Origin of the sequence: Nocardioides epinepheli, from assembly GCF_037936805.1 — a bacterium.
In the GTDB taxonomy this organism is placed as follows: Bacteria; Actinomycetota; Actinomycetes; order Propionibacteriales; family Nocardioidaceae; genus Nocardioides.
In genome coordinates, this window is sequence record NZ_JBBMMC010000002.1 from 115,760 (window position 1) to 141,700 (window position 25,941).

General features: G+C 72.1%; 26 protein-coding genes. 11 read left to right on the top strand and 15 right to left on the bottom strand.

Features of this window, described 5'->3' with window-relative positions:
- Positions 1–53 precede the first annotated feature (53 nt).
- From WMR31_RS03950 to WMR31_RS03960, 3 genes are all read right to left on the bottom strand, one after another.
- Entirely contained in the window at positions 54–1,718 is a 1,665-nt protein-coding gene (locus tag WMR31_RS03950) for an FAD-binding dehydrogenase (RefSeq protein ID WP_340537473.1), read from the bottom strand.
- A 316-nt stretch (positions 1,719–2,034) separates the two neighbouring features.
- Entirely contained in the window at positions 2,035–3,225 is a 1,191-nt protein-coding gene (locus tag WMR31_RS03955; RefSeq protein ID WP_340537474.1) for a benzoate/H(+) symporter BenE family transporter, read from the bottom strand.
- 10 nt (positions 3,226–3,235) lie between these two features.
- Positions 3,236–5,023, bottom strand: a complete 1,788-nt coding sequence (locus tag WMR31_RS03960) for an acetyl/propionyl/methylcrotonyl-CoA carboxylase subunit alpha (protein ID WP_340537475.1) — start codon at positions 5,021–5,023, stop codon at positions 3,236–3,238.
- Between the two features lie 163 nt (positions 5,024–5,186).
- On the opposite strand from WMR31_RS03960, the gene WMR31_RS03965 reads away from it, so the two are divergent.
- From WMR31_RS03965 to WMR31_RS03980, 4 genes are read left to right on the top strand one after another with little or no spacing between them, the layout of a single operon-like run.
- Positions 5,187–5,852, top strand: a complete 666-nt coding sequence (locus WMR31_RS03965; RefSeq protein WP_340537476.1) for a hypothetical protein — start codon at positions 5,187–5,189, stop codon at positions 5,850–5,852.
- 49 nt (positions 5,853–5,901) lie between these two features.
- Positions 5,902–6,945 (top strand): DUF695 domain-containing protein, encoded by a 1,044-nt coding sequence (locus tag WMR31_RS03970; RefSeq protein ID WP_340537477.1) that lies wholly within the window; start codon positions 5,902–5,904, stop codon positions 6,943–6,945.
- A 58-nt stretch (positions 6,946–7,003) separates the two neighbouring features.
- Positions 7,004–8,176: an acyl-CoA dehydrogenase family protein gene (locus WMR31_RS03975; protein WP_340537478.1), complete on the top strand. Its 1,173-nt coding sequence runs from the start codon at positions 7,004–7,006 to the stop codon at positions 8,174–8,176.
- A gap of 45 nt (positions 8,177–8,221) precedes the next feature.
- On the top strand, positions 8,222–8,692 hold the full coding sequence (locus WMR31_RS03980) for a GtrA family protein (RefSeq protein ID WP_340537479.1): 471 nt from the start codon (positions 8,222–8,224) through the stop codon (positions 8,690–8,692).
- A gap of 124 nt (positions 8,693–8,816) precedes the next feature.
- On the opposite strand, the gene WMR31_RS03985 is transcribed toward WMR31_RS03980, so the two are convergent.
- The 3 genes from WMR31_RS03985 to WMR31_RS03995 are packed head-to-tail and all read right to left on the bottom strand — an operon-like array spanning position 8,817 to position 11,283.
- Positions 8,817–9,428, bottom strand: a complete 612-nt coding sequence (locus WMR31_RS03985; protein WP_340537678.1) for a Maf family protein — start codon at positions 9,426–9,428, stop codon at positions 8,817–8,819.
- Positions 9,429–9,442: 14 nt separating this feature from the next.
- The gene (locus tag WMR31_RS03990; protein ID WP_340537480.1) at positions 9,443–9,709 is read right to left on the bottom strand and encodes an acyl-CoA carboxylase epsilon subunit; all 267 of its coding nucleotides are present in this window, start codon (positions 9,707–9,709) and stop codon (positions 9,443–9,445) included.
- Positions 9,706–11,283, bottom strand: a complete 1,578-nt coding sequence (locus WMR31_RS03995; protein WP_340537679.1) for an acyl-CoA carboxylase subunit beta — start codon at positions 11,281–11,283, stop codon at positions 9,706–9,708. The genes WMR31_RS03990 and WMR31_RS03995 overlap by 4 nt, the downstream gene beginning before the upstream one ends.
- Positions 11,284–11,415: 132 nt before the next feature.
- On the opposite strand from WMR31_RS03995, the gene WMR31_RS04000 reads away from it, so the two are divergent.
- From WMR31_RS04000 to purE, 6 genes are all read left to right on the top strand, one after another.
- Positions 11,416–12,228, top strand: coding sequence for a biotin--[acetyl-CoA-carboxylase] ligase (locus WMR31_RS04000; RefSeq protein WP_340537481.1), 813 nt, complete (start codon positions 11,416–11,418; stop codon positions 12,226–12,228).
- 115 nt (positions 12,229–12,343) lie between these two features.
- Positions 12,344–12,850, top strand: a complete 507-nt coding sequence (locus WMR31_RS04005) for a PH domain-containing protein (protein WP_340537482.1) — start codon at positions 12,344–12,346, stop codon at positions 12,848–12,850.
- Positions 12,851–12,935: 85 nt separating this feature from the next.
- The gene (locus WMR31_RS04010; protein ID WP_340537483.1) at positions 12,936–13,898 is read left to right on the top strand and encodes an adenylate/guanylate cyclase domain-containing protein; all 963 of its coding nucleotides are present in this window, start codon (positions 12,936–12,938) and stop codon (positions 13,896–13,898) included.
- A 141-nt stretch (positions 13,899–14,039) separates the two neighbouring features.
- Entirely contained in the window at positions 14,040–14,351 is a 312-nt protein-coding gene (locus tag WMR31_RS04015) for a winged helix-turn-helix domain-containing protein (protein WP_445321593.1), read from the top strand.
- A gap of 43 nt (positions 14,352–14,394) precedes the next feature.
- Positions 14,395–15,561 carry a 5-(carboxyamino)imidazole ribonucleotide synthase gene (locus WMR31_RS04020; protein WP_340537484.1) on the top strand — a complete coding sequence of 389 codons (1,167 nt, stop codon included), beginning with the start codon at positions 14,395–14,397 and terminating at the stop codon, positions 15,559–15,561.
- Positions 15,562–15,567: 6 nt separating this feature from the next.
- Complete coding sequence (gene purE, locus WMR31_RS04025; protein WP_340537485.1) at positions 15,568–16,098, top strand: 5-(carboxyamino)imidazole ribonucleotide mutase; 531 nt, start codon at positions 15,568–15,570, stop codon at positions 16,096–16,098.
- A 130-nt stretch (positions 16,099–16,228) separates the two neighbouring features.
- Here the strand turns inward: purE and WMR31_RS04030 are convergent, their stop codons facing one another.
- The 9 genes from WMR31_RS04030 to WMR31_RS04070 form a co-directional block, all read right to left on the bottom strand.
- Positions 16,229–16,906 (bottom strand): response regulator, encoded by a 678-nt coding sequence (locus WMR31_RS04030; protein WP_340537486.1) that lies wholly within the window; start codon positions 16,904–16,906, stop codon positions 16,229–16,231.
- Complete coding sequence (locus tag WMR31_RS04035) at positions 16,903–18,171, bottom strand: sensor histidine kinase (protein ID WP_340537487.1); 1,269 nt, start codon at positions 18,169–18,171, stop codon at positions 16,903–16,905. Before WMR31_RS04035 ends, WMR31_RS04030 begins: the two co-directional genes overlap by 4 nt.
- A gap of 6 nt (positions 18,172–18,177) precedes the next feature.
- Positions 18,178–19,128: a D-alanine--D-alanine ligase family protein gene (locus WMR31_RS04040; protein WP_340537488.1), complete on the bottom strand. Its 951-nt coding sequence runs from the start codon at positions 19,126–19,128 to the stop codon at positions 18,178–18,180.
- A 206-nt stretch (positions 19,129–19,334) separates the two neighbouring features.
- Entirely contained in the window at positions 19,335–20,507 is a 1,173-nt protein-coding gene (gene alr / locus WMR31_RS04045; protein ID WP_340537489.1) for an alanine racemase, read from the bottom strand.
- Entirely contained in the window at positions 20,504–21,127 is a 624-nt protein-coding gene (locus WMR31_RS04050) for a M15 family metallopeptidase (RefSeq protein WP_340537490.1), read from the bottom strand. Before WMR31_RS04050 ends, alr begins: the two co-directional genes overlap by 4 nt.
- A 79-nt stretch (positions 21,128–21,206) precedes the next feature.
- Entirely contained in the window at positions 21,207–21,620 is a 414-nt protein-coding gene (arfB, locus tag WMR31_RS04055) for an alternative ribosome rescue aminoacyl-tRNA hydrolase ArfB (RefSeq protein WP_340537491.1), read from the bottom strand.
- Entirely contained in the window at positions 21,617–22,027 is a 411-nt protein-coding gene (locus tag WMR31_RS04060; protein ID WP_340537492.1) for a CoA-binding protein, read from the bottom strand. The genes arfB and WMR31_RS04060 overlap by 4 nt, the downstream gene beginning before the upstream one ends.
- Positions 22,028–22,034: 7 nt before the next feature.
- On the bottom strand, positions 22,035–22,919 hold the full coding sequence (locus WMR31_RS04065) for a crotonase/enoyl-CoA hydratase family protein (protein WP_340537493.1): 885 nt from the start codon (positions 22,917–22,919) through the stop codon (positions 22,035–22,037).
- 97 nt (positions 22,920–23,016) lie between these two features.
- Positions 23,017–24,360, bottom strand: a complete 1,344-nt coding sequence (locus WMR31_RS04070) for an LCP family protein (protein ID WP_340537494.1) — start codon at positions 24,358–24,360, stop codon at positions 23,017–23,019.
- 128 nt (positions 24,361–24,488) lie between these two features.
- On the opposite strand from WMR31_RS04070, the gene WMR31_RS04075 reads away from it, so the two are divergent.
- Positions 24,489–25,922, top strand: coding sequence for an LCP family protein (locus WMR31_RS04075; RefSeq protein WP_340537495.1), 1,434 nt, complete (start codon positions 24,489–24,491; stop codon positions 25,920–25,922).
- Positions 25,923–25,941: the final 19 nt, after the last annotated feature.

Genomic DNA, 25,941 nt, shown 5'->3' on the forward strand with positions numbered 1-25,941 from the left:
GCATGCGCTTCCAGGACTCGACGTGATGAGGCGATGATCTGGCTCGGTCCGGTTCATCGTGCGGCCAGGGCACGGCCCGCGGCGCGACCGGAGAAGATGCACCCGCCGAGGAAGGTGCCCTCCAACGCGTTGTGGCCGTGCACCCCGCCACCGCCGAACCCGGCGACCTCTCCCGCGGCGTACAGGCCGGGCACGGGCTCGCCGTCCGGGCCGAGCGCGCGGGAGTCGAGGTCGGTCTGGATGCCGCCGAGGGTCTTGCGGGTGAGGATGTTGAGCCGGACGGCGATCAGCGGGCCGTGCTCGGGGTCGAGCATCCGGTGCGGCTTGGCCACCCGCACCAGCTTGTCCGTGCGCGAGCGGCGGGCGTTGGCGACCAGCATGAGCTGGGCGTCCTTGGAGAAGGCGTTGGCCACCTCACGGTCGCGGGCTCGAATCAGCTCCTCGACCGCGGCGGCGTCGAGAAGCGGACCCCGGGTGATGCTGTTCATCCCGGCGACCAGGCCGGCGACGTCGTCGGCGACCACGAAGTCCTCGCCGTGCTCCTTGAACGCCTCCACCGGCGACGGCGCACCCTTGGCCAGCCGCTCGCGGAGCAGGACCCGGAAGTCCTTCTCGGTGATGTCGGGATTCTGCTCGGAGCCCGACAGCGCGAACTCCTTCTCGATGACCGACTGGGTGAGCACGAACCACGAGTAGTCGTAGCCGGTCGCGAGGATCGCTCGCATCGTCTGGAGGTTGTCGCAGCCGGGGAAGTTGGGGGCGGGGAAGCGTCTGCCGTGGGCGTCGAGCCAGAGCGAGGACGGCCCCGGGATGATCCGGATCGCGTGGTCGGGCCAGATCGGGTCCCAGTTGTGGATGCCCTCGGTGTAGTGCCACATCCGGTCGCGGTTGACGATCCGGGCGCCGGCGTCCTCGCTGATCGCGAGCATCCGGCCGTCGACGTAGGCCGGGACGCCGGAGATCAGGTGTTCCGGCGCCGGGCCCATCCGCTCGGCGGGCCAGGTCTCGCGCACCAGGTCGTGGTTGCCGCCGATGCCGCCGGAGGTGACGATGACCGCCGGCGCGCGGCGCTCGAACTCCCCGACGACCTCGCGCGAGGACGCGACCCCGCGAGCCTCGTCGCTGGGCGCGAGCACACTGCCCCGGACGCCGACCACGGCGCCGTCCTCGACGATCAGCTCGTCGACGCGGTGACGGAACTCGAACTCGACCAGTCCCCGTTCCTCGCCCGCCAGGACCGGCTCGGCGAAGATCCGCACGACCTCGGGGCCGGTGCCCCAGGTGAGGTGGAACCGGGGGACCGAGTTGCCGTGTCCCTGCGGGTCCGCGGCGCCGCGCTCGGCCCAGCCGACCATCGGCACCGACCTCAGACCGAGCGCGTGCAGGTACTCGCGCTTCTCGCCGCTGGCGAAGTCGAGGTACGCCTCGGCCCACCGGCGTCCCCAGTCGTCGTGGTCGGCGTCCTCGAAGGCAGCCGACCCGAACCAGTCCTGCCGGGCCAGCTCGCGAGAGTCCTTGATGCCCATGCGCCGCTGCTCGGGGGAGTCGACGAAGAACAGCCCGCCCAGAGACCAGAACGCCTGGCCGCCCAGGTTGGCCCGATTCTCCTGGTCGAGGACCAATACCGACTTCCCGGCCAGGACCAGCTCGTGGGTAGCGACCAGCCCGGCCAGGCCTGCGCCGACCACGATCGCGTCAGGGCTCTCCAGTCTCTGCATGGCGAGACGCTAGCCGGGCTTGGTGCTTGGTTGGGGTGGTGGGTGACCCGTACGGCGCAATTGCGCGGAATGGTGCAGTCCGAGGGGCGGCGACCGACCCGAACGGCGCAATTGCGCGGGATGGTGCAGTGGGAGGGGCGGCGACTCACCCGTACGACGCAATTGCGCGGAATGGTGCAGTCCGAGGGGCGGCGACTCACCCGTACGACGCAATTGCGCGGAATGGTGCAGTCCGAGGGGCGGCGACCGACCCGAACGGCGCAATTGAGCGGAACGGTGCAGCGCACAGGGAGGGATCCGAGCCGAGCCGAGCCGATCAGGCTGAGCCTGACCGCACACCGACCCGCATCACCAGCAGGAACAGCCCGCCGGCCAGCAGTGCCCAGAAGGCCGCGCCGATGCCGAGCATCGTCATGCCCGAGGCGGCGACGACGAAGGTGAGGGCGGCGGCCTCGCGGTGGTCGACATCGGCCAGCGCCGCGCTGGCCGACGAGGCGAGGGGGGCCAGCAGGGCGAGGCCGGCGACGGCGGCGATCACTCCGGCCGGGGCGGCGGCGGACACCGTGGTCACCAGGGCGGCGAGCGGCCCGAGCAGGCAGTAGCAGACGCCGGTGGAGATGCCGGCGATCCACCGGCGCGACGGGTCGTCGCCCGCGGTCGGGCCGGCCGCCAGGGCGGCGGAGAGGGCGGCCAGGTTGATCGAGTAGCCGCCCAGCCCGGCCGTCGCCGCCGTCATGCCACCGGAGTACACCAGGGCCGACTGGAGTGGCGCGCGATAGCCGAAGGAGGCGAGCACCGCGACGCCGGGGATGTTCTGGCTGGTCATGGTCACCAGGTAGAGCGGCAGACCGATGGCGACGATGGTCACCAGGTCGAACGCCGGGGTGGTCCAGGTGAGCGTGGGGGCCAGGTCGCCGGCGGCGACGTCGCCGAGCGAGCCGCTGACCACGATCACCACCAAGGCCGCCGCGAAGGCCCCTGGGACCGCCCACCGACGGGCCAGCCGCAGCAGGATCAGCCAGGTCAGCAGCACCGGTGCGATCGCGGCCGGGTCGTCGGCGAGCGCCCGGAACGGCTCGACGCAGAGGACGAGCAGCACGCCGGCCAGCATCGCGTTGGCCAGCGGCATCGGGATGCGGGCCACCCAGTCGCCCAGCGGTCGCACCAGGCCGGTGAGCGCGTAGAGGAGTCCGGCCACCACGAACGCACCGACCGCGTCGGCGTACCCGCCGTCGGGCACGGTGGCGCCGGCGAGCAGCGCGGCGCCCGGCGTGGACCAGGCGAGCGTCACCGGCATCCGGGTGCGCCAGGAGAACAGCAGGCAGCCCAGGCCCATGGTCAGGCTCACCACGAGCAGCCCGGACGCCGCCTCGTCGGCCGAGGCGCCCACCGCCACCAGGCCGGTCAGGACGACCGCGAAGGACGAGGTGAAGCCCGCAACGGCCGCCACGACGCCGGCGAGCACGGCCTGGGAGGTGGTCGCTCCCGCGGCCGGCGTCGTGGTCACCTCGGTGGGGTCAGTCCTTCAGCTCGCAGATGACGGCACCGCTGGTGACGGTGTCGCCCGCGGCGGCCTGGAGGCCGGTGACGGTGCCGGCCTTGTGGGCCTTGAGCGGCTGCTCCATCTTCATCGCCTCGATGACCACGATGGTCTCGCCCTCGGCGACCTCCTGGCCCTCCTCGACGACGACCTTGACGACGGTGCCCTGCATCGGGCTGGTGACCGCATCGCCCGAGGCGGCCGCGCCGGCCTTCTTCCCGGCCGAGCGCTTCGGCTTGCTGGCACCTCCGCCCGCGCCGGCACCGACGCCGCCGAGCCCGGCGGGCAGCACGACCTCGAGGCGGCGGCCGCCCACCTCGACGGTGACCCGCTGACGCTCACCAGTCTCGGCCGCCTCGGCGGTCTCGCCGCCGTAGGGCTCGATCTGGTTGTCGAAGTCGGTCTCGATCCAGGTGGTGTAGACATCGAAGGACCCCTCGCCGGCGGGGTTGGAGGCGCCGACGTAGGCCGGGTCGCTCACCACCGCGCGGTGGAAGGGGATCACCGTCGGCATGCCGTCGACGACGAACTCGTCGAGCGCGCGGCGCGAACGCTCCAGGGCCTGGGTGCGGTCGCTGCCGGTGACGATCAGCTTGGCGATGAGGGAGTCGAACGAGCCCGGGATCGTCTCGCCGGAGGCGTAGCCGCCGTCGACGCGGACGCCGGGCCCGGCGGGCGGGATCCACGCCGACAGGGTGCCGGGCGCGGGCATGAAGTTGCGCCCGCCGTCCTCGGCGTTGATGCGGAACTCGATGGAGTGGCCGCGGATCTCGGGGTCGTCGTAGCCGAGCTCCTCGCCGGCCGCGATCCGGAACATCTCGCGCACCAGGTCGATGCCGGTTACCTCCTCCGACACGCAGTGCTCCACCTGGAGGCGGGTGTTGACCTCGAGGAAGGAGATCGTGCCGTCGCTGCCCACCAGGAACTCGCACGTCCCGGCGCCGACGTAGCCGGCCTCGCGCAGGATCGCCTTGGAGGACTCGTAGAGCTGGGCGATCTGCTCGTCGGTGAGGAACGGCGCCGGCGCCTCCTCCACCAGCTTCTGGTGGCGGCGCTGGAGGGAGCAGTCGCGGGTCGAGACGACCACGACGTTGCCGTGGGAGTCGGCCAGGCACTGGGTCTCGACGTGGCGGGGCTTGTCGAGGAACTTCTCGACCAGGCACTCGCCGCGACCGAACGCCGTCACGGCCTCGCGCACCGCGGACTCGAAGGCGTCGGGGATCTCCTCCATCGTGCGGGCGACCTTCAGGCCGCGACCGCCACCGCCGAACACCGCCTTGATCGCCACCGGCAGGCCATGCTCCTCGGCGAACGAGGCCACCTCGGCGGCGTCGGCCACCGGGTCCTTGGTGCCGGGCGCCAGCGGCGCCTTCGCGCGCTCGGCGATGTGCTTGGCCTTGGCCTTGTCGCCCAGGGCCTCGATCGCGGCCGGCGGGGGACCGATCCAGGTGAGCCCGGCGTCGATCACGGCCTGGGCGAAGTCGGCGTTCTCGGCGAGGAAGCCGTACCCGGGGTGCACCGAGTCCGCACCGGACTCCTTGGCCACCGCGATGATCTTGTCGATGTCGAGGTAGGACTCGGCCGGCGTCGCCCCACCGAGGGAGTAGGCCTCGTCGGCGAGCCGCACGAACTGCGCGTCGCGATCGGGGTCGGCGTAGACCGCCACGCTCCCGATCCCTGCGTCCTTGCACGCCCGGATGACCCGGACGGCGATCTCGCCGCGATTGGCGATCAGGACCTTCTGCAACGGCTTGACGTCGGGCACGTGCGCTCCTGTGGTGAGAGAGATCGTCGGGCCTTCGAGAACGGCCGCCCGGGCAGGTTACCGCTCGCTCACCGCCGGGATCGGGGGAGGCCGAGGGGTAGACACCGGGGTACAGCCCGGGTACGGGCTGCGCCGACTCCGGCCCGTGTCTATGCTCGGGGACGTGTCCGAGTACCAACAAGAACGCAAGGGGTTCTGGCACGAGGCGAGCGGCACCGCGACGTCGGAGGCCATCGCGCTCGAGACCTGGGCGCGGGCCGCCCACCCGATCTTGGAGGAGACCGCGGCGTCCTATCACGCGGTCGCCCGGGAGGGCGCCTTCGCCGAGCGGCTCCAGCAGGAGACCGGGATCCGCACGACCCGCGCCCCCGACAAGTGGCTGGCCAAGCTGCTGGTCCCGTTGGCGACGCTGCACGCGCGGGAGGGCTATCCGGTGCTCACCGCGCTCGTCGTCGACGCGCAGGGCCGGGTGGGGGAGCGCTTCGAGGAGCTGCTGCGCGCGGCGGAGGAGCCTCCGGCCGGCGATGCGAGCACTCGTGAGAGCAGGGCGGCCACCGCCCGGCTGGGCTGCTACCAGTGGGCGGGTTCCGCGCCGGACGACGGCGGCGTCCCCGACACCGTCTATCGGACGACGCGCGCCGCCCGCACGCCGCGCGCCTCGAGCGGCGGCGGGTCCGCCAGCACCCGCGCGCCCCGGGCGCCCCGCGCGCCGCGCGAGCCGAAGCCGGCCGCGCCGAAGCGGGTCGCCGCCAGCGACCGTCCGGTCAACGTCTGCCCGACCTGCTTCATGGCGATCCCGGCGACCGGCCTCTGCGACAACTGCGACTGAGTCGGCTCGGCCCCGGCCGCCCGGATCCGCGCCTCGTAGGGTTTGCGGCATGGCCCTGTTCGGAAAACGCCAGCCCGACCCCACCGGTGACCCGAAGCCGTTCTGGCAGTGGTGGACCTCCGAGGGAGCGGCGGCCTGCGAGGCCGCGATCGAGGCGCGGTCGTTCGAGGGCCTCTCCGACGAGCTGACCGACCGCGTGCACGCGATCCACAACGAGCTGGTGTGGGAGCTCGGCTCCGGTGTCGAGTCCGAGCACCAGCTCATCGTCACCGCGGAGGGCGACCCCGAGGCGCGCGCCTTCGCCCGGCGCTGGCTGCGGGCCGCGCCGCCTCGCTCGGAGGTCTGGGAGTACGGCGACTCGCGGCGTCCGGATCCCGGGGTCGACGGCATCGTCCTCCAGCTCGACGACACCGAGATCGACTTCGGCTCGGTGCGGGTCGCCGGCGAGCGGGTGGGCAACCACGTCGACGTCCGGGTCCATCACCCGGCGATGCCGACCCTCACCGAGCAGTTGCGCAACACGGTGATGTTCCTCGCCCTCGACTCCGCGCTGGGGGAGTCGGACTGCGAGACCTGGATCGGGTCGGTGGAGGCCGTCGTCGAGACGCCTCCCGAGGGCGAGGAGTGGGGCACCCTGGGGGACCTGCGTGCGCTGGTCGAGGAGGTGCGCGACGACTCGCTCAACGAGGACGGCGACCCGGTCTGGGTCCTGCTGCGCGGCGACGCCGGCGGGACGCCGGTCATGGCGGCCGCGCAGGTGCCGCTGGCCGGGAGCTGGGCCCCCGACCTCGATCTGCACCTGGCCGTCTCGGTCCCGTACCGCGACGCCACCGACCAGGGCCTGCCCAAGCCGGAGACCCTCGACTCGCTGCGGGCCCTGGAGGACCACCTCAGCGCGCGGCTGGGCACATCGGGCCGGCTGGTGGCCCACGAGACCACCGGCGGCGTCCGCACGCTGCACTACTACGCCGACTCGACCACGCCGGCTCGCGGCGTCGTGGAGGGAGCGGTGACCGGATGGGGTCAGGGCGACGTCGAGGTGTCGGCGCAGCCCGATCCGGGGTGGCACGCCGTACGCCATCTGCGCACGTGAGCGGCTGGTTCCGCGCGCGAGGTTAACAATCGCTAACCATCCCGCTACGATCACCGGCATGACCTTCGAGTTGTCTCGTGAGCACGAGGAGTTCCGCCGCAGCGTCCGTGATTTCGCGGAGGCCGAGATCGCGCCGCACGCCGCGCAGTGGGATCGCGATCACCACTTCCCGGTCGACGTGGTGCAGAAGATGGGGCGCCTCGGGCTGTTCGGCCTGACCGCGCCGGAGGAGTTCGGCGGCGCCGGCGACGACGGTGACTTCACCAGCCTCTGCGTCGCGATCGAGGAGCTCGGCCGGGTCGACCAGTCGATGGGCATCACGCTCCAGGCCGGCGTCGGCCTCGGCATCAACCCGATCCTCACCTACGGCACCCAGGAGCAGAAGGAGCGCTGGCTGCCGGCCCTCGTCGCCGGCGACGCACTGGCCGGCTTCGGCCTCACCGAGCCCGGCGCCGGATCCGACGCCGGCGCCACGGCCACCCGGGCCGAGCTGGTCGGCGACGAGTGGGTCATCAACGGGGCCAAGCAGTTCATCACCAACTCCGGCTCCGACATCACCTCGGTGGTCACCGTCACCGCGCGCACCGGCACCCGCGAGGACGGCCGCCCCGAGATCAGCGCGATCACCGTGCCCAGCGGCACGCCCGGGTTCGTCGCCGAGAAGCCCTACGACAAGCTCGGCTGGCACGCCTCCGACACCCACCCGCTCAGCTTCGAGGACTGCCACGTCCCGGCCGACCACCTCCTCGGCGACCAGGGCCGCGGCTACGCACAGTTCCTGGCCACCCTCGACGACGGTCGCGTCGCGATCTCCGCGCTGAGCGTGGGCTGCCTGCAGGCCTGCCTCGACATGGTCGTCGAGTACGCCGGGGAGCGGCAGACCTTCGGCGGCCCGATCGGCCGCAAGCAGGGCGTCGCCTTCCAGATCGCCGACCTCGAGGTGATGCTCCAGGCGGCTCGACTGCTCACCTACCGGGCGGCCGCGCTCAAGGACGCCGGGGCGCCGTACCAGGAGTTCAAGCAGGCCGCCGCGGTCGCCAAGCTCTACGCCACCGAGTCGGCGGTCACCGGCACCCGGATCGCCACCCAGGTCTTCGGTGGCTACGGCTTCATGGAGGAGTACCCGGTCGCGCGCTTCTACCGCGACGCCAAGGTGCTCGAGGTCGGGGAGGGCACCTCCGAGGTCCAGCGGATGCTCATCGCTCGCGGTCTTGGCCTGCCGGTCGAGTAACCCACCTGCGTCTGATCCGGTCGCGCGTCTCCTACCATTGCGGTTGTGAGCGACCACTGGCGACGCCGGATCGGCGAGGTCGCGCGCTTCTTCGTGGTCGCCCAGGCGGCCACCTGGGTCTCGTTCCTGCTGTTCAACATGCTCCTGCACGGCTGGTTCGTGGGAGACGCGCTGCTGCGCGACCGCGCCATCCCGGCCTACGTGCTGGCGAACATGGTCGGCATGGTGATCAGCTACCACGGCGCCCGCGGCTGGGTCTTCCCACACCGCCCGCCCCAGCAGGCCGACGGCGGCTGGACGGCCTACGTCATCATCAATCTCGCCGCGATGATCCTCCCGGTCGGCTGCCTCTACCTCTCGCGCAACGTCCTCGGTCTCGACAGTGCGCTGGCCGACAACCTCTCGGCCAACGGCGTCGGCCTGATCCTCGCCTTCGGCGCCCGCTTCCTGCTCTTCAAGCGCTTCGTCTTCCGCCGCCCCCTCGAGTCGGCACCCGAACCCGTCACCACACCCTGACCGCCGCGTTCGCGCTGACCCGTCCGCTATAGCTGACGGGTCACCGCGAATCCACGCCGAGCCGTCCGCTATGGCTGACGGGTCACCTCAAATGGACGCCGACCCGTCCGCTATGGCTGACGGGTCAGCGCGGAGTTGTCCACAGGGAGGGCCAGGGGTGGCCCAGGTCGCGGACGAGGGTGCGCAGGAGGGGGAGCGAGACGCCGACGACGTTGTGGGGATCGCCCTCGATGCCGGTGACGAAGCCGCCGCCGAGGCCGTCGAGGGTGAAGGCGCCCGCGACGTGGAGGGGTTCGCCGGTGGCGACGTAGGCGGCGATCTCGTCGTCCTCGACGTCGGCGAAGTGGACCACCGTCGAGGCGGTCGCCGAGCGCGAGTCGCCGGTGGTGGTGTCGTGCAGCGAGTGCCCCGTGTGCAGGACGCCGGACCGACCGCGCATCGCCCGCCACCGCTCGGTGGCCGTGGCGGCGTCACCCGGCTTGCCGAGCGCCTCGCCGTCCAACTCGAGCACCGAGTCGCAGCCGAGCACCAGGGCACCCGGCGGCAGGTCGTCACCGGCGGCGACCGCGCCGCACTTCAGCTCGGCCAGGCCGAGAGCCAGGTCCGCGGGTGCCAGGTCGACCAGCTGGGACTCATCGACCCCGGAGACGATCACGGTCGGCTCGATGCCGGCCGCCCGCAGGGTCGCCAGCCGCGCGGGCGACGCCGAGGCCAGGACGAGTGGAACCGACGCCACGGGGCTCACGCCGCTCAGCGCGGCAGGGCGCTGGAGCGCCAGCCGCCCGGGCCGTGCGGCAGCGCGCGACGCACCTGGCGATGCGGCGCTCCCCACTGCGGACGCCGGCGCCGGGGCGCCGGTGCCCCGCCGCCCAGCGCGGCCACGACCGCGACGATCGCCGCGATCTCCTCCGGCGTCGCGTCCGGCGTGATCACCCGGAGCACGGGCGCGGCCTGGGCGGCATCGGCAGAGTCGCCGGTGTCGCCGGTGTCGCCGGGGTCGTTGTGGTCCTCGCTCACAGCGGGATGTTCCCGTGCTTCTTGGCCGGCAGCGACTCCCGCTTGGAGCGCAGCAGTCGCAGTGCGCGGACCACCTCGACCCGCGTCTCGTGCGGGGCGATGACGGCGTCGATGTAGCCGCGCTCGGCGGCGATATAGGGGTTGGCCAGCGTGGTCTCGTACTCGTCGATCAGCTCGGCCCGCTTGGCCTCGACGTCGCCGCCGTCCTTCTCGATCGCCGAGAGCGTCTTGCGGTGGACGATGTTGGCGGCCCCTTGGGCTCCCATGACGGCGATCTGCGCGGTCGGCCAGGCGACGTTGATGTCGGCGCCGAGGTGCTTGGAGCCCATCACGTCGTACGCGCCGCCGTAGGCCTTGCGGGTGATCACGGTGACCAGCGGCACCGTCGCCTCGGCGTAGGCGTAGATGAGCTTGGCACCGCGCCGGATGATGCCGTTCCACTCCTGGTCGGTGCCGGGGAGGAAGCCGGGCACGTCGACGAAGGTGAGGACCGGGATGTTGAAGGCGTCGCAGAACCGGACGAACCGGGCGGCCTTCTCCGAGGCGTCGATGTCGAGGGTGCCGGCGAACTGCATCGGCTGGTTGGCCACGACGCCGACCGAGGACCCCTCGACCCGGCCGAACCCGACGATGAGGTTGGGGGCGAACAGCTCCTGCACCTCGAGGAACTCGCTGTCGTCGAGCACCGTGGTGATGACGTCGTGCATGTCGTAGGGCTGGTTCGGCGAGTCCGGGATGATCGTGTCGAGGCCACGGTCGAGGTCGGTGATCTCGAGGTCGGCCGGGTCGTCGTAATGTGGGCCCTCGTCGAGGTTGTTCTGCGGCAGGTAGGACAGCAGCGCCTTGGTGTACTCCAGCGCGTCGGCCTCGTCGGCGCCCATGTAGTGCGCGTTGCCCGACTTGGTGTTGTGGGCGCGCGCCCCGCCGAGCTCCTCCATCGTGACGTCCTCGCCGGTGACGGTCTTGATGACGTCGGGGCCGGTGATGAACATCGCCGAGGTCTGGTCGACCATGATCGTGAAGTCGGTGACGGCGGGGGAGTAGACGTGGCCGCCGGCGCAGTTGCCCATGATCAGGCTGATCTGCGGGATGACTCCCGAGGCGTGGACGTTGCGGCGGAAGATCTCCCCGTAGAGGCCGAGGGAGACCACGCCCTCCTGGATCCGCGCGCCGGCGCCCTCGTTGATGCCGATGATCGGGCAGCCGGTCTTGATGGCGAGGTCCATCACCTTGGTGATCTTCTCCCCGTACACCTCGCCGAGCGATCCGCCGAAGACGGTGAAGTCCTGGCTGAACACGCACATCTGGCGGCCGTCGATGGTGCCGTAGCCGGTGATCACGCCGTCGCCGTAGGGCCGGTTCTTCTCCAGGCCGAACGCCGTCGAGCGGTGCCGGGCGAGCTCGTCGAGCTCGACGAAGGAGCCCTCGTCGAAGAGGATCTCGATCCGCTCCCGAGCGGTGAGCCGGCCCTTGGCGTGCTGCTTCTCGATCGCCTTGGCCGAGCCGGCGTGGACCGCCTCCTCCAGCCGCCGGTCGAGATCGGCGAGCTTGCCCGACGTCGTGTGCAGGTCGATGCCCGAGTCCGCTGGGGGGACGTCGGTGCCTTCTCCGGGCTGTGCGCTCACGGCTCTCCTCAGTGGGCCGGGGTCGGTCACGACCGACCCTGGTGCTTGGACTTGGCGGATCGGTACGACAGGCTAGACCTTGTGACCACGGACTCGGCCGAGCGCCCACCACTCGACAAGGCCCGCCTGACCAGCGACCACCCCGAGCTCATGCCGGACCTCGCCGTCGAGGTCGTCGACGTCGTGGAGTCCACCAATGCCGCGGTCGCCGCCCGCGCCCGCGAGGGCGCCGCGGACGGACTGGTGATCGTCGCCGATCACCAGAGCGCGGGCCGCGGCCGGCTTGACCGCACGTGGGAGACGCCGCCGGGCACCGCCGTCACGTTCTCGGTGCTGCTGCGCCCGCAGGCCCCGACCCGCTCGTGGCCGTGGATCCCGCTGCTCACCGGGTACGCCGTCGACAAGGCCCTGAAGGCCAACGGGCTGGCCGCCGGGGTGAAGTGGCCCAACGACGTCCTGGTGGGGGAGAAGAAGGTCGCCGGCATCCTCGTCGAGCGGATCGAGACCCCCGAGGGACCGGCCGCGGTCGTCGGCGTCGGGATCAACGTCGCGCAGGGCGCCGACGAGCTGCCGGTCGAGACCGCGACCTCGCTCGAGCTCGAGCTGGGCCGACACGTCGACCGCACCGACGTCCTGGTGGAGGTGCTCAACGCGATCCGCGAGGCCGTCGACGCCTGGGAGCTCGGCGGTGACCTCAACGGCATGCGGGTCCTGGAGTCCTACACCTCCGCCTGCGTCACGCTCGACCGCGACGTCCGGGTCGAGCTTCCCGACGGCAGCACGCTCGTGGGTCGCGCGGTCGAGATCGACCCCACCGGGCGCCTCGTCGTCGAGCACGACGGCACCCGCACCGCCGTGGCCGCCGGCGACGTCGTCCACGTCCGCAACGCCTGAACGCCACGGCGCGAGCCGCGCGAGCCGCCCGAGTCGGCGCTAGGACTGAGCACAAGCGCCGACTCGGCGTCGTAGCGGCGCCCGGCGGAGCGCGGATTGGTGCAATGATCGGCCCGTGGTCATCTCCTCGAAGCTGTTGAACCCGGGCGAAGAGATCGTCGTCAGCACGCGCACGCACATCAAGGCGCTGCTGATCCCGCTCATGACGCTGATCCTGCTGCTCGCCGCCGGCGTGGTGGCGCAGACCTTCATCGACCAGAACACCGTGATGCTGGTGATCTGGATCGTCATCGCCGTCCTCGTGCTCTGGCGTGTGGTCTGGCCGTTCCTGGAGTGGCTCAGCTCGTCCTACACCATCACCAACCGGCGGCTGATGACCCGGCACGGGGTCATCACCCGCCGCGGCCACGACATCCCCCTCGGCCGGATCAGCGACGTGGCCTACGAGCGCGACCTCATCGACCGGATGCTCGGCTGTGGCACGCTCGTCATCAGCGATGCGAGCACCAACGGACAGGTGCTCATCTACGACATCCCGCGCGTCGAGGACGCGCAACGCCAGCTCAACCAACTGCTGCACGGTCTCCACGGCGGCGAGACGCGCAGCCACGAGGGGCACTGACAAGCACCGAGAAGGAGGCAGGACGATCAGCACCGACGACGCGAAATCGCACCCGCCGCAGTCTCCCGAGCCCACTCGCGCGTCCATGTGGTCCGACCCCGGGGCGATCGTGCGGGCCGTGCTCGGCGAGGAGCCGCGCTTCTCCCTCGACGAGGTGGTGGCCGAGTCGGGTGTCTCCTTGGAGCAGACCCGCCGGCTGTGGCGCGCGTTGGGATTCCCCGAGGCCGACGGCAACGTCTACACCGCCGCAGACGGCAAGGCGCTGGGTGCGCTCGGTGCCTCGATCGACTCAGGTGTGCTCGACTTCGACCTCTCGGTCGCGATGGCCCGCGCGCTCGGGCAGACCATGGCGCGGCTGGCCGACTGGGAGGTGGGCGCGATCGTCCACCGCCTCGAGGAGCTGCCCAGTGACGCCGAGCGCAGCGACCGGGTCGACCTCGCCCTACGCATGCTCGACGACCTCAGCGTCGGGTTCGAGTCGGTCATGGTCTATGCGTGGCGGCGCCACCTGGCCGCGGCCGTCTCCCGCATCGTGGCGCTCGGCGGCGACGACGCCCTCAACACCACCCAGCTCACCGTCGGCTTCGCCGACATCGTCGCCTTCACCCAGCTCAGCAACGACCTGTCCCGCCAGCGGATCGGCGACCTGGTCGAGCTCTTCGAGCTGCGCTGCTCCGACGTCGTCACCAGCCAGCACGGCCGGGTCATCAAGAGCATCGGCGACTCCGTGCTCTTCGTGAACGACGACCCGATCCGCGCCTATGACACCGCCGAGGGCATCATCAACGTGATCGGCCGCGACCACCGGATGCCTGATGTGCGGGTGGGCCTGGCGACCGGCGCGGTGGTCATGCGGCTCGGCGACGTGTTCGGACCGCCGGTCAACATGGCCGCGCGGCTCACCGCGGTCGCGCGACGCAACCGGATCATCGTCGACTCCGCGCTCGCGGCGCTGCTGCCGGAGGATCAGTTCGAGACCCGACGGCTGCCGGCGCGGCCCGTGCGCGGCTTCGGGCTGGTGGAGCCGGTCGCGGTACGCCGTCACTGACCCCGCCCCGCTGAGCCCGATGAGGAGTCATCGGCTCGCACGACTCCGGACTTGAGCCCGGTCTAGACCACCTGATCCGATTTCTGGGAAGTTTTCGCCGTTTCCCGGTGCCGACGGCGACCCGCTTCCTACCGTGGCGAGGTGTCGGCGAAGGTCCATGAGGTGCGCGGCGTACGGGTCGATCCCGCCCAGCGCCAGGTGTGGGTCGACGGCGAACCGGTCTACTTCGCGCGCAAGGAGTTCGACCTCCTCTACGCCTTGATCTCCCGCGCCGGTGAGCTGGTCACTCGCGACGAGCTCATGCGAGAGGTGTGGCACACGACGTTCTGGACGTCGTCGAAGACGATCGACGTGCACGTGGGCTGGGTCCGGCGCAAGCTCGGCGACGACCCGCGCCAACCGCGGCTGATCACCACCGTGCGCGGCCACGGCCTGCGCTTCGAGACCGACTGACCGGCTGTTCGACCCGTGCCATCGGGGCCATAGGGTGGGCGCCGTGACCGGCTCTGCTCCTCTCGTCGCGGTCATCGGTGGCGGCCAGCTCGCCCGGATGATGGCCGAACCGGCCGCCGCCCTCGCGATCCCGCTGCGTCTGCTCGCGGAGGCCGACGGCGTCTCAGCCGCCCAGGTCATCCCCGACCAGATCGTGGGCGACCACACGAGCCTCGCCGACCTGCGCGAGGTCACCGCGGGCGCCGCCGTGGTCACCTTCGACCACGAGCACGTCCCTACCGAGCACCTGCGGGCGCTGGCCGACGACGGGATCGCGGTGCGGCCCGGCCCCGACGCGCTCGTGCACGCCCAGGACAAGGGCGTCATGCGCGAGCGACTCGGCGCGCTCGGCGTCCCGTGTCCGCGCAATGCGCTGGTCGAGAGCGTCGCCGACGTCGAGGCGTTCGGCTTCCCCTGCGTGCTCAAGACGACGCGCGGCGGTTACGACGGCAAGGGGGTGTGGGTCGTCGAGTCGGCCGCCGACTGCGCCGAGCCCTTCGAGACCGCCGCCGCCTCCGGCGTCCGCCTGCTGGCCGAGGAGCTGGTCGACTTCCGCCGCGAGCTCTCCGCGCTCGTGGCCCGGGCGCCCAGCGGCCAGGCGGCCGCCTATCCCGTCGTGGAGTCGGTGCAGCGCGACGGCGTGTGCCGCGAGGTGATCGCTCCCGCGCCCGACCTGGATCCCGAGCTCGCGACCCAGGCGCAGGAGGTCGCGCTCCGGATCGCCGGCGAGCTCGGCGTGACCGGCGTTCTCGCCGTCGAGCTCTTCGAGACCCGCGACGGGCGGATCCTGGTCAACGAGCTGGCGATGCGCCCCCACAACACCGGCCACTGGACCCAGGACGGCGCGGTCACCTCGCAGTTCGAGAACCACCTGCGCGCGGTGCTCAACCTGCCGCTCGGCTCGCCGGCGCCGCGCGAGCGGTGGACCGTGATGGTCAACATCCTGGGCGGCTCGGACGGAGCCGAGGCGCCGGGACGGCTCTACGACGGATTCCCGCACGCGATGGCCCGCGACCCACGGCTGCGTGTGCACCTGTACGGCAAGGACCTGCGCCCCGGGCGCAAGGTCGGCCACGTCAACGCCTATGGCGACGACCTCGACGACTGCCTGGAGCGGGCCCGACACGCGGCCGCCTGGTTCGCAGGCGACCTGGGCAACGAGAGCGAGTGAGACCGCATGACTGAGGCACCTGGCGCCGGCCCGCGGGTCGGCATCGTGATGGGATCCGACTCCGACTGGCCGGTGATGAAGGAGGCGGCCGCGGCGCTCGACGAGTTCGAGATCGACTACGAGGCCGACGTCGTCTCGGCCCACCGGATGCCGGAGGAGATGCTCGACTACGGCAAGCACGCCGCCGAGCGCGGCCTGGCGGTGATCATCGCCGGCGCCGGGGGCGCCGCGCACCTGCCCGGCATGCTCGCCTCGGTGACGCCGCTGCCGGTCATCGGCGTGCCCGTGCCGCTGCGCAACCTCGACGGCCTCGACTCGCTGCTCTCCATCGTGCAGATGCCGGCCGGCGTACCCGTGGCCACCGTCGCCGTCGGCGGCGCCCGAAACGCCGGCCTCCTCGCCGTCCGCATCCTCGCCGCCACCGACCCCGCCCTCCAGGAGCGGATGCGCCGCTTCCAGGCCGACCTCAAGACCGCAGCCCAGGAGAAGGGCGCCGTGGTGCGGGGCGAGAGCCGGGGCACGCGGCTCGGGTTCTGAGCTGTTCAGCGGGCTGATCCGGCCCGGCTTGTTACTGACCGTTGTGACCTCTGGCCTGCGCTTGCAAGAGCAGGTCAGTAGTCACAACGGTCAGTAACAAGCCACGGGGGCCAGGCGGTCGGCCGCGCACCTACCGGCCGACCAGACCGTGTTCGTGGGCGTAGACGACGATCTGGACGCGGTCGCGCAGGCCGAGTTTGCGCAGGATCGCGCCGACGTGGGTCTTCACCGTCGACTCCGAGGCGAAGACCAGGCCGCCGACCTCCGCGTTCGACAGACCGCGCGCGACGGCGGTGAAGACCTCGCGCTCCTTGTCGGTGAGCTCCAGGAAGGCAGCCGGCGTCGGGACGGGTGGGGTGAAGGAGCCGGCCAGGAGCGTCGTGAGGTCACCGGGAGCCAGGACGGCGTTCCCCGAGTGCACGGTGCGGATCGCGTCGGCCAGCATGGGGGGAGTGGTGTCCTTGAGCAGGAAGCCGCTCGCGCCGTGCCGGATGGCGGTCGCGGCGCGGTCGTCGAGGTTGAACGTCGTCAGCACGATCACCCGCACCGGTGCCCCCCCGGACGCCGCGCGCCGGGCCACCCGGTCGGGCGCGAAGACCTGGCGGGTGGCCTCGACGCCGTCCATCTCGGGCATCCGGATGTCCATCAGGACGACGTCGGGCGTGAGCTCGTCGACGAGCCGGATCGCCTCGACGCCGTCGCCGGCGGTGCCCACCACGCTCATCCCCGGCTGGGCGTCGACGATGATCCGCACGCCCTCGCGGAACAGGTCCTGGTCGTCGACCAGCAGCACCCGGATGTCGCTCACGGGCCGGATTCTCCCGGTCGGGGACGGCTGACCGGCAGCCAGGCCGTCGTCGTGAACGTCGGGCCGGCCTCCTCGACCCGCGTCCGCACGTCGAGCCGGCCTCCGACCGCCTCCAGCCGGTGTCGCATCCCGTCCAGGCCGCTGCCCTGCTCGCCGCGCTCGGCGTCCTCGCGGCGCACCGGTCCGGCCGGCACCGTGTTGCTCACCTCGATCCGCAGCTCGCCGGCGAACGCGCCGTCGGGCCAGAGCCGCTCCACGAACACCGGGTCGTCGCGGCTGCCGTGCTTGACGGCGTTGGTGAGCATCTCCTGCAGCACCCGGTAGGCGACCACCTCCAGCTCGGGCGGCAGCGGCTGCGGGGTGCCGAGCTCGCGCGAGACGACCTCGTGGCCGCCGGAGCGGACGCCGTCGACGAGGGTGTCGAGCTGACGCGGGCCGGCCGGCGCGTCGGCGGGGCTGAGCACCGCGCGCACGTCCTGGAGCGAGGACCGCGCGGAGGCCGCGATGGTCGCCATCGTCTGCTTCAGGCGCGCCGGGTCGTCGTCGGGCAGGTACTGCGCCGACTCGGCCTGGGCCAGGATCACCGCCAGCGAGTGGCCCACGACGTCGTGCACGTCGCGGGCAAGCCGGGCCTGCTCGTCGCGCAGCCGGGCGATCTCATGGGCCTGCGCGGACTCCCGGACAGCGGTCGCGGCCGCCTCCTCCGCACGCAGCTGCGAGGACCGGGACTCGCGAGCCCGATCGTTGGCGCGGTAGGCCAGTCCGAGGAGGAACGGGATCAGCAGCAGGCCGAGGACGACGATCGCCGCCCCGGCCTGCGCGCCGGCGCTCAGCGTGGAGAGCACATCGACGGTGCGACGCGTGCCGATGACGTACGAGAACGCCGGGAAGCCGAGGTAGGGCCCGTCCTGGACGGCGATCAGCGCGATCGCCGGCATCGAGGTCCCGGCCGCGACGACGGTGGCGACCGTGCCCCAGCGGGCCGCGCAGAAGATCACGATCAGCAGGATGGCCTGGGTCGCCATGACCTCGAAGCCGCCGAGCAGCTGCCCCAGGCCGAGCACCCAGGTGAGAGCGAGTGCGACGCCGGGATGGCCGCGGCTGAGCCCGACGATCGCGGCGGTGGCGGCCGCGATCGCCAGGGGCACGACGATCACGGTCGACCAGAACCAGGCGGGCGAGAGCAGGGTCTCGGTGACCCCCAGGACCAGGACGGCGGCCGCGAGCACCGGGTCGTAGGCCCCGAGCCGCCATCGGGCCGTCATGGACGCCTACTCAATCACGAGCCCAGCGTTCGCGGGCAGGGCATCGCGGATCAGCAGGTCGAGCAGCTCGGGATAGGGAAGGCCCGCGGCCGCGAACATCTGCGGGACCTGCGACTGCGCGGTGAAGCCCGGCATCGTGTTCACCTCGTTGAGCACCGCGCCGTGCGTCGATCCCTCGGTGAGGAAGAAGTCGACTCGCGCCACCCCGGCGCAGCCGAGTGCGTCGTACACGGCGATCGCCGCCTCCTCGAGTGCCTTGCGGTCGACGTCGCGCAGCACGGCGGGCAGCCGGAAGTCGGCCCGCCCGCCGTACTTCTCCTCGTAGCCGAACACGCCGTCGACGACGATCTCCAACGGCGGCGAGACGATCCGCGAGCCGTCGGGGCGGCCGAGTACGGCGATGTCGATCTCCCGGCCGACCATCACGTCCTCCACCAGCACGCGGTCGTCGAGCGCGAACGCCGCGGCGAGGGCGTCGTCGAGCCCGGCGGCGTCGTCGACGAGGGTGACGCCGTGGCTCGAGCCGGCCGCGACCGGCTTCACGACGACCGGATGGGTCCAGGTGTGCACCGGCCGGGTCAGCAGCACGCCGGGCGCGGTGGCCACGCCGACGGCGTTTGCAACGAGCTTGGTGGCCCACTTGTCCATCGCCAGCGCACCGGCCCGCACTCCCGAGCCGACGTAGGGCACCCCGGCGAGCTCGCACAGGGCGGCGAGCGTGCCGTCCTCGCCCTTCGGGCCGTGGACGACCGGCAGCGCCACGTCGCAACGCCGCAGCACGCAGGCCGCGCCGGTCAGCCCGAGGGGTCTGCCGCCGCCGTCGAGCCACGTGCCGTGCGGGTCGATGGTGAGCCGGACGACGTCGTAGATGGAGGGGTCGAGGTGCTCGGCGACGGAGGCTGCCGAGGCCAGCGAGACCGCGTGCTCGCAGTTGGCGCCGCCGCCGATCACCGCCACCCGGATGCGCTGTTCCGCGGCGGGCGAGGCGCTCGTGCCGGGCGTGCTGGGTGCCGGACCGCGTCGCTGCCCTGCACCGTTCGGCGCAATTGCGCGGTTTGGGTCGGTGGTCGGGTGGGGGGCTGCACCGTTCGGCGCAATTGCGTGGTTTGGGTCGGTGGTCGGAAGTCCACGAGCGGGCTCGCCTCGAAGGAGGGGCGAGGCGTTCATGCCCGCACCACCCGGGGTCCGATGCCGGTGACGATCTCGTGCTCGATGGTGTCCGACCAGCTCGCCCAGTCGGCGGTGGTCGGCTCGCCACCGGGGCCCGGACCGAACACGGTCGCCACCTCGCCCGGCCGCACCGGCGCATCGCCGACGTCGACGACGACCTGGTCCATCGAGATCCGCCCGACGACGGGGCACCGGCGCCCACGGAGGGCCACCTGCGCGCGGCCCGAGGCCACTCGGGGCAGGCCGTCGGCGTACCCGAGGGGGAGCAGCGCCAGGGTGGTGGCGCGGTCGGCGGTCCAGGTGTGCCCGTAGCCGACGCCGGTACCGCGGGCGACCCGGCGCACGCTCACCACCGGCGCGGTGAGGGTGAGCGCCGGCGAGAGTCGCGTGGTGCCGGTCGGGTCGATGCCCACCAGGCCCGCGCCGACACGGCTCATCGTGTGCAGGGCGGCCGGATAGGTCAGCGTCGCCGACGTCGCCGCGAGGTGCCGCAGGGCCGGCCGCAGTCCCACGGCCCGGGCGATCTGCACGCCCCAGGTGAACGCCGCGCGCCCCGCGGCGTTCGCCGGGTCGCCGGGAACGTCGGCGCAGCCGAGGTGTCCCATCACGCCGACGACCCGCACCAGCCCGGCCCGCTCGGCAGCGCGGGCGGCCCGGCACAGCGCGGACCAGTCGCGCGGGGCGGCGCCGTCGCGGGCCATGCCCGTGTCGAGGTGCAGGTGGATCCGGGCACCGAGGCCGGCGCCGGTGATCGCGTCGAGATGCGCGGCGCTGGGGACCGCGAGGTCGACGCGCTCGCCGATCGCCGCGGTGAAGTCGGCGTCGATGGTGTTGAGCCAGCTCAGGATCGGCGCGGTCGCACCACCGGCGCGCAGCGTGAGGGCCTCCTCGATGCTGGTGACACCGAGCCAGGAGGCGCCGTGCGCGAGGGCGGTGCGCGCGACCGCGGCGCCACCGTGACCGAACCCGTCGGCCTTGACCACGGCCATCAGCGCGCCGGGCACGCGGGCGGCGAACAGGCGGGTGTTGGCCGCGACGGCGTCCAGGTCGGTGTGGAGGGTGGGGCCGCTCGGTACCGCGGTCGGTGCCCGCCGTACCGAGTGGCGCTCGGCGAGCTCGGCGAGCTCGGCGCGCTCGGTGATCGGCAGGGCGCTCACCGCGCTCACGCCGCGATCGCCAGGTCGACGGGACCGTAGAGCGCGTGGCTCGCGCCGGTCACCAGGGCCCAGTAGCGGTCGCCGTAGGACCAGTGCCACCACTCGGTGGGATAGTTCACCAGCCCAGCGCCGCCGAGCACTCGCGCAAGCAGTTCGCGGTGGGCGCGGGCGTCGGCGCCGATCCCGGCCGCGGCGAAGTAGCAGCGCCCGTCGCTCTGCTCGGGCGTGGCGTCGATCGGCGTCCCCAGGTCGAGGTCCTCTCCGCACGCATCCACCAGCGTGAGGTCTACCGCCGCGCCGGCGACGTGGCCGGCGACGTCGATCGGGGCGACGAAGCGACTGGTGAGCTCGTCGAGGTCGGCGGCCGAGATTCCGGGGTGGAGGGCGCACAGGTCGGCGGAGTAGGCAGAGATGATGGCCTGCTGGTCGGCGAGTGAGCGGTGGCCCTCCACGACTCGCAGGCAGATCCCGGCGGGCAGCTGTGCTGCCGCACGCACCAGTCGGTCGGCCAGCCCGGTGCGCACCAGCGCTCGCGCGGGACCGAGGTGCCCGGGCAGCCGCACCAACGGGTCGCCGGCGTCGAGAAGAGCGGTGGCCCGCACTCGTGGGTCGGACAGCAGGATCGTCATGTCCCGAACGCTAGGAGCGCCGCGGCCCGCGATCCTCCGCCTGAGGTACCGGACGACGAGCCGGAGGTACCGCGCCGGCTCAGTCGTCGCGAACCCGGCCCCGCAGCGACTTGGTCCGGCCGCGCTGCAGCTTCTTCTCGACCCGGCGGCGCTGGGAGCCCTTGGTGGGCTTGGTGGGCCGGCGCGGGGGAGGAGGAGGCGCGAGGGCGGCGAGCAGGCGCTCGGCGAGCCGCTCGCGGGCCGCCACCCGGTTGCGGTGCTGCGAGCGGTGCTCGGAGGCCACGATCACGACCGGCGAGCCGAGTCGCCCGACCACGCGGGCCTTCTGGGTCTCACTGAGCGCTCGCGAGGCGAGGACGTCGTACTCCAGCTCGACGCGGCTGTCGGTGGTGTTGACCGACTGGCCGCCGGGTCCGGAGGAGCGGCTGAAGCGCTCGACCAGCTCCGCGGCCGGGATGCTCAGCCGCGGTGAGACCCGAAGGTCCTCGCTCACCCCCGCTTGGCCCACTCGATCGCGGGACAGGTGTCCATCACCATCGGGACGCCGGCCGCCACCGTGCGCTCGAACGCCGCCTCGTCGATCACACCGAGCTGGAACCACACGCCTCCGGCGCCGATCGCGACGGCCTGGTCGGCGTACTCGCCGGCCGCCTCGGAGCGCCGGAACACGTCGACGACGTCGATCGGGAAGGGCACGTCGGCCAGGCTCTGGTAGCCGGGCTCGCCGAGCACCTCGGTGCCGTCGGGGTTGATCGGCACCACCCGCTTGCCACGCTCCTGGAGCAGCGCCGCGATCGTGTACGCGGTGCGCGTCGGGTTGTCGGTGAGCCCGACGACCGCCCAGGTGTCCGCGGCGAGCATCTTCCGTATCGCGGCGGGGTCCTGCCAGCTGGTGGTCATCGGGGACTCAGTCCTCCGGGAAGACGCGGGGCAGCTCGGAGGCGCGTCCGGTGAACTCCGGCGTCCGCTTCTCCAGGAACGCCGCGACCCCCTCCTTGCCGTCGCCGACCGAGGCGTGCCACATGGCCAGCGAGTCGGCCAGGTGGGCCTCGCGCGGCGAGTCGGCAGCGGAGTTGCGGTAGACCAGCTGCTTGGCCAGGCCCAGCGCCACCGGGGAGCGGTCGACCACGAAGGACCGGGCCAGCTCGAGCGCGGTGGGCAGGAGCTCGTCGGGCTCGTGGACCGAGCGGAGGAGCCGGCCCTCCAGGGCGGCCTCGGCGGTGAGGATGTCGGCGGAGTAGACCCACTCCAGCGCCTGCTGGAGGCCGACGATCCGCGGCAGGAACCAGCTCGACGCGGCCTCGGGGACGATGCCCAGGCGCCCGAAGACGAAGCCGATGCGGGCGGTCGTGGAAGCCAGTCGCAGGTCCATCGCGAGGGTCATCGTCGCCCCGATCCCCACCGCGGGACCGTTGATCGCGGCGATCACCGGCTTGGGCAGCGCATTGATCGCCAAGGTGAGCTTGCCGCCGGTGTCGCGGACGCCGTCGGCGTAGGCCGGGTCGTCGAAGTTCTCCCGGAGCGACTCCGGGGTCGGGTCGAGGGTCTCGTCGAGGCCGAACACGTTGCCCTCGGCGCTGAGGTCCATGCCGGCGCAGAATGCGCGGCCGGAGCCGGTCACCACGACCGCGCGTACCGCGTCGTCGAGCGCCTCGGTGGTGAACACCTCCACCAGCTCACGCGCCATGGTGAGGTTGAAGGCGTTGAGGGCGTCGGGGCGGTGCAGGGTCAGCAGGGCGACGCCGTCGGCGTCGACCTCCCAGCGCAGGGTCTCGTACGAGGTGTCGGCCATGCCCCCATCCTCACGCGAGGATCGACGCCGGCGCACGGCGGGCCACTCTCCGGACCGAGGTGGCCGGCGCATCCATGAGCCCGACTCACCGCACCGGTCAGCCCTTGGGCACCTCGACGCCGTTGGGCGTGCACTGCTCGTCGGTGATCTCGTCGGTCTGGTCGTCGATGATCGCCTGGAAGAGCGGGTCGGCGAGATCGCGGTTCCAGTGGTTGGCCGAGGCATCGGTCACCGGCATCGTGCAGGTGCGATTGTCGCCGCTGCCGGTCTTGGTCATCGCATAGGCCCAGCGCGAGGCGTCCAGGGCGCTGGTGCCGTCGCCGAAGCGGAAGAACGTCGGGACCGCCCGGTTCAGCTTCCACCAGCGCACGGGGTTGACCACCGACCACGGCGAGAGCACCTTGTTGCCGATCGCGCCGATCACCTCGCGCTGGCGGCGTACCCGCTCGAGGTCGCCGAGCGCCGACTGCTTGCGCGAGCGCGAGTAGGCCAGTGCGGTCTTGCCGTCGACCTCCTGGCAGCCCTTCTTGATGTCCAGGCCCGCCAGGGGGTCCTTGAGCCGCTCCTTGGGGCAGACCTCGACGCCGCCGACCGCATCCACCACGTCGACGACGCCGCCGAGCCCGATCTCGACGTACTTGTCGATGCGGATCCCGGTCTCGCCCTCGATGGTCTGCACCAGCAGCTCCGGCCCGCCTCGGGCATAGGCGGAGTTGATCTTGCTCTCGCCGTAGCCGGGCATGTCGACGATCGAGTCGCGCGGGATCGAGAGCAGCACGCTCGGACCGTCGCCGGTGTGCAGCAGCATCATCGTGTCGGTGAGCTCGGACTTGGGGTTGCCGGTGCTGTACTCCTTGCGCTCCTCGGCCGACAGCCCCGCGCGCGAGTCGCTGCCGACCAACAGGTACGTCGTCCCGGGCTGGTCAGCAGGCCGCTCGCCCTTGGACGGCTCGAAGGCGATCTGGTCGGAGCCCTTCCAGGTGACGAAGGGCACAGCGACGGTGTAGATGAGCCACAGCACCAACAGCAGCAGGACGGTGCGGATCCAGAACCGCGGTCGGCGCACGCGGCGCGCCCAGAATCCGCCGCCACCGCCACCGCGCCGGGCGGGCGCGCCCGGTCCGCCGGGAGGACCCTGCGGCGGAGCCGGCTGCACCGGAGGGGGAGTGGGGGAGGCCGGCTGGCCCTGCCGCGGCGTCGTCTGGTGCACGGCGGTGGGCGTGGGCTCGGGCCGCGGCTGCACCGGCATCATCCGCGTCGGCTCGGGTACGCCGGGGGGCGGTGGCTGCGGCGACGGCTGCTGCGGTGACTGGGATGCCGGCGTCGTTCCAGGGGCGGCTGCGCCATCGTCGCCCTGGGGCCGACGGCCGTAGAGCCAGCCGAACTCGGGGCCGTCCTGCGAGCCACCTGCGTCAGGACGATCGGACGGGCGATCGGTCATGGGGCAAGACGGTACCGGCTGACTGGTCGTCTGCCGCTTCCTCGGCGCGCCGCGACGCCTGAGGCAGGTGTGACTGGTGATACTGGCGGTCCGTTCTGCTTCCTTCCCCGGCAGAGAGAGCTTCCCCCATGTCGCCCGTATCGGAGCGAGCCGCCCAGGTGCGGTTCCGCCGCGCGCTGTCCCTGATGGCGATGACCCTCATCGCCCCCGGGAGCGCCCAGCTGATCGCCGGCCACCGGCGCATCGGCCTGGTGGCCTTCCTCACCTACCTCGGCCTGCTCGGCACCGCCCTCCTGGGCGGCCTGCTGGCCTATGTGCACCGTCCCTTCGCCCTGTGGCTGGCCACCAGCCCGCCGGCGCTGCTCCTGGTGTACCTGGTGCTCACCGTGATGGCGATCGGCTGGGCCGCGCTGTTCATCGACGCCTGGCGGATCGGCAACCCGCTGTCGTACTCGATGAGCCACCGCCGCATGGCCGTCGGCGTGAACGGGCTGCTCTGCTTCACCGTGGCGGGCAGCCTGCTCGTCGGCGCGCACCTGGTGGGAGTGCAGCGGGACTTCATCCTCGCGACCTTCGGCAACGGCGAGGCCACCGACGCCCACGACGGGCGCTACAACGTGCTGATCATGGGCGGCGACTCCGGCGCCGGCCGCTGGGGCCTGCGCCCCGACTCGATGACCGTGGCCTCGATCGACGCCGAGACCGGCCGCACCGTGCTGATCGGGCTGCCGCGCAACATGACGAACTTCCCCTTCTCCGAGGGCTCGGTGATGGACGAGCAGTTCCCCGAGGGATTCGACTGCGACGGCTGCATGCTCAACGGCGTCAGCACCTGGGCCCAGGACAACACCGAGCTCTTCGGTGACTCCGACAACCCGGGCGTCGACGCCACGATCATGGCCATCGAGGGGATCACCGACCTCAAGATCAACTACTGGGCCATGGTCAACCTCGAGGGATTCAAGGACCTCGTCGACGCCGTCGGCGGCGTCACCCTCAACGTCCGCCAAGACATCCCGATCGGCCTCCCCGGCGACAAGGTCACCGGCACCATCGAGGCCGGCAAGCGCAAGCTCAACGGCTTCGAGACCCTCTGGTACGCCCGGGCCCGCTACGGCAGCGACGACTACTCGCGGATGGCGCGGCAGAAGTGCGTGATGAGCGCCATGCTCGACCAGATCAGCCCGGCGACGGCGCTGCGCAACTTCCAGAAGATCGCCAAGGCCTCCTCCGAGCTGGTCTCCACCGATCTCCCGGCCTCCGAGGTCGACCGGTTCCTCGACCTGGCGCTGAAGGCGAAGGGCCAGAAGCTCGCCACCCTGTCGCTGGTGCCGCCGCTGATCTCCACCTCCTCGCCCGACATCGACCTGATCCACAGCAAGGTCGCCGACGCGATCGCCAAGGCCGAGGGGCGGGCTCCCGAGTCGGCGCCGTCGACCGGAGGCAAGAAGAAGGGCAAGAAGAGCGACAGCGGCTCGACGTCGGTCACCGGCGGCTCGGTCGGCTCGCTCGCCGACGGCTACGAGGCGAACCAGACCGAGGACCTCGGCGCCGCCTGCTGATCACGCCGACCTGGCCACC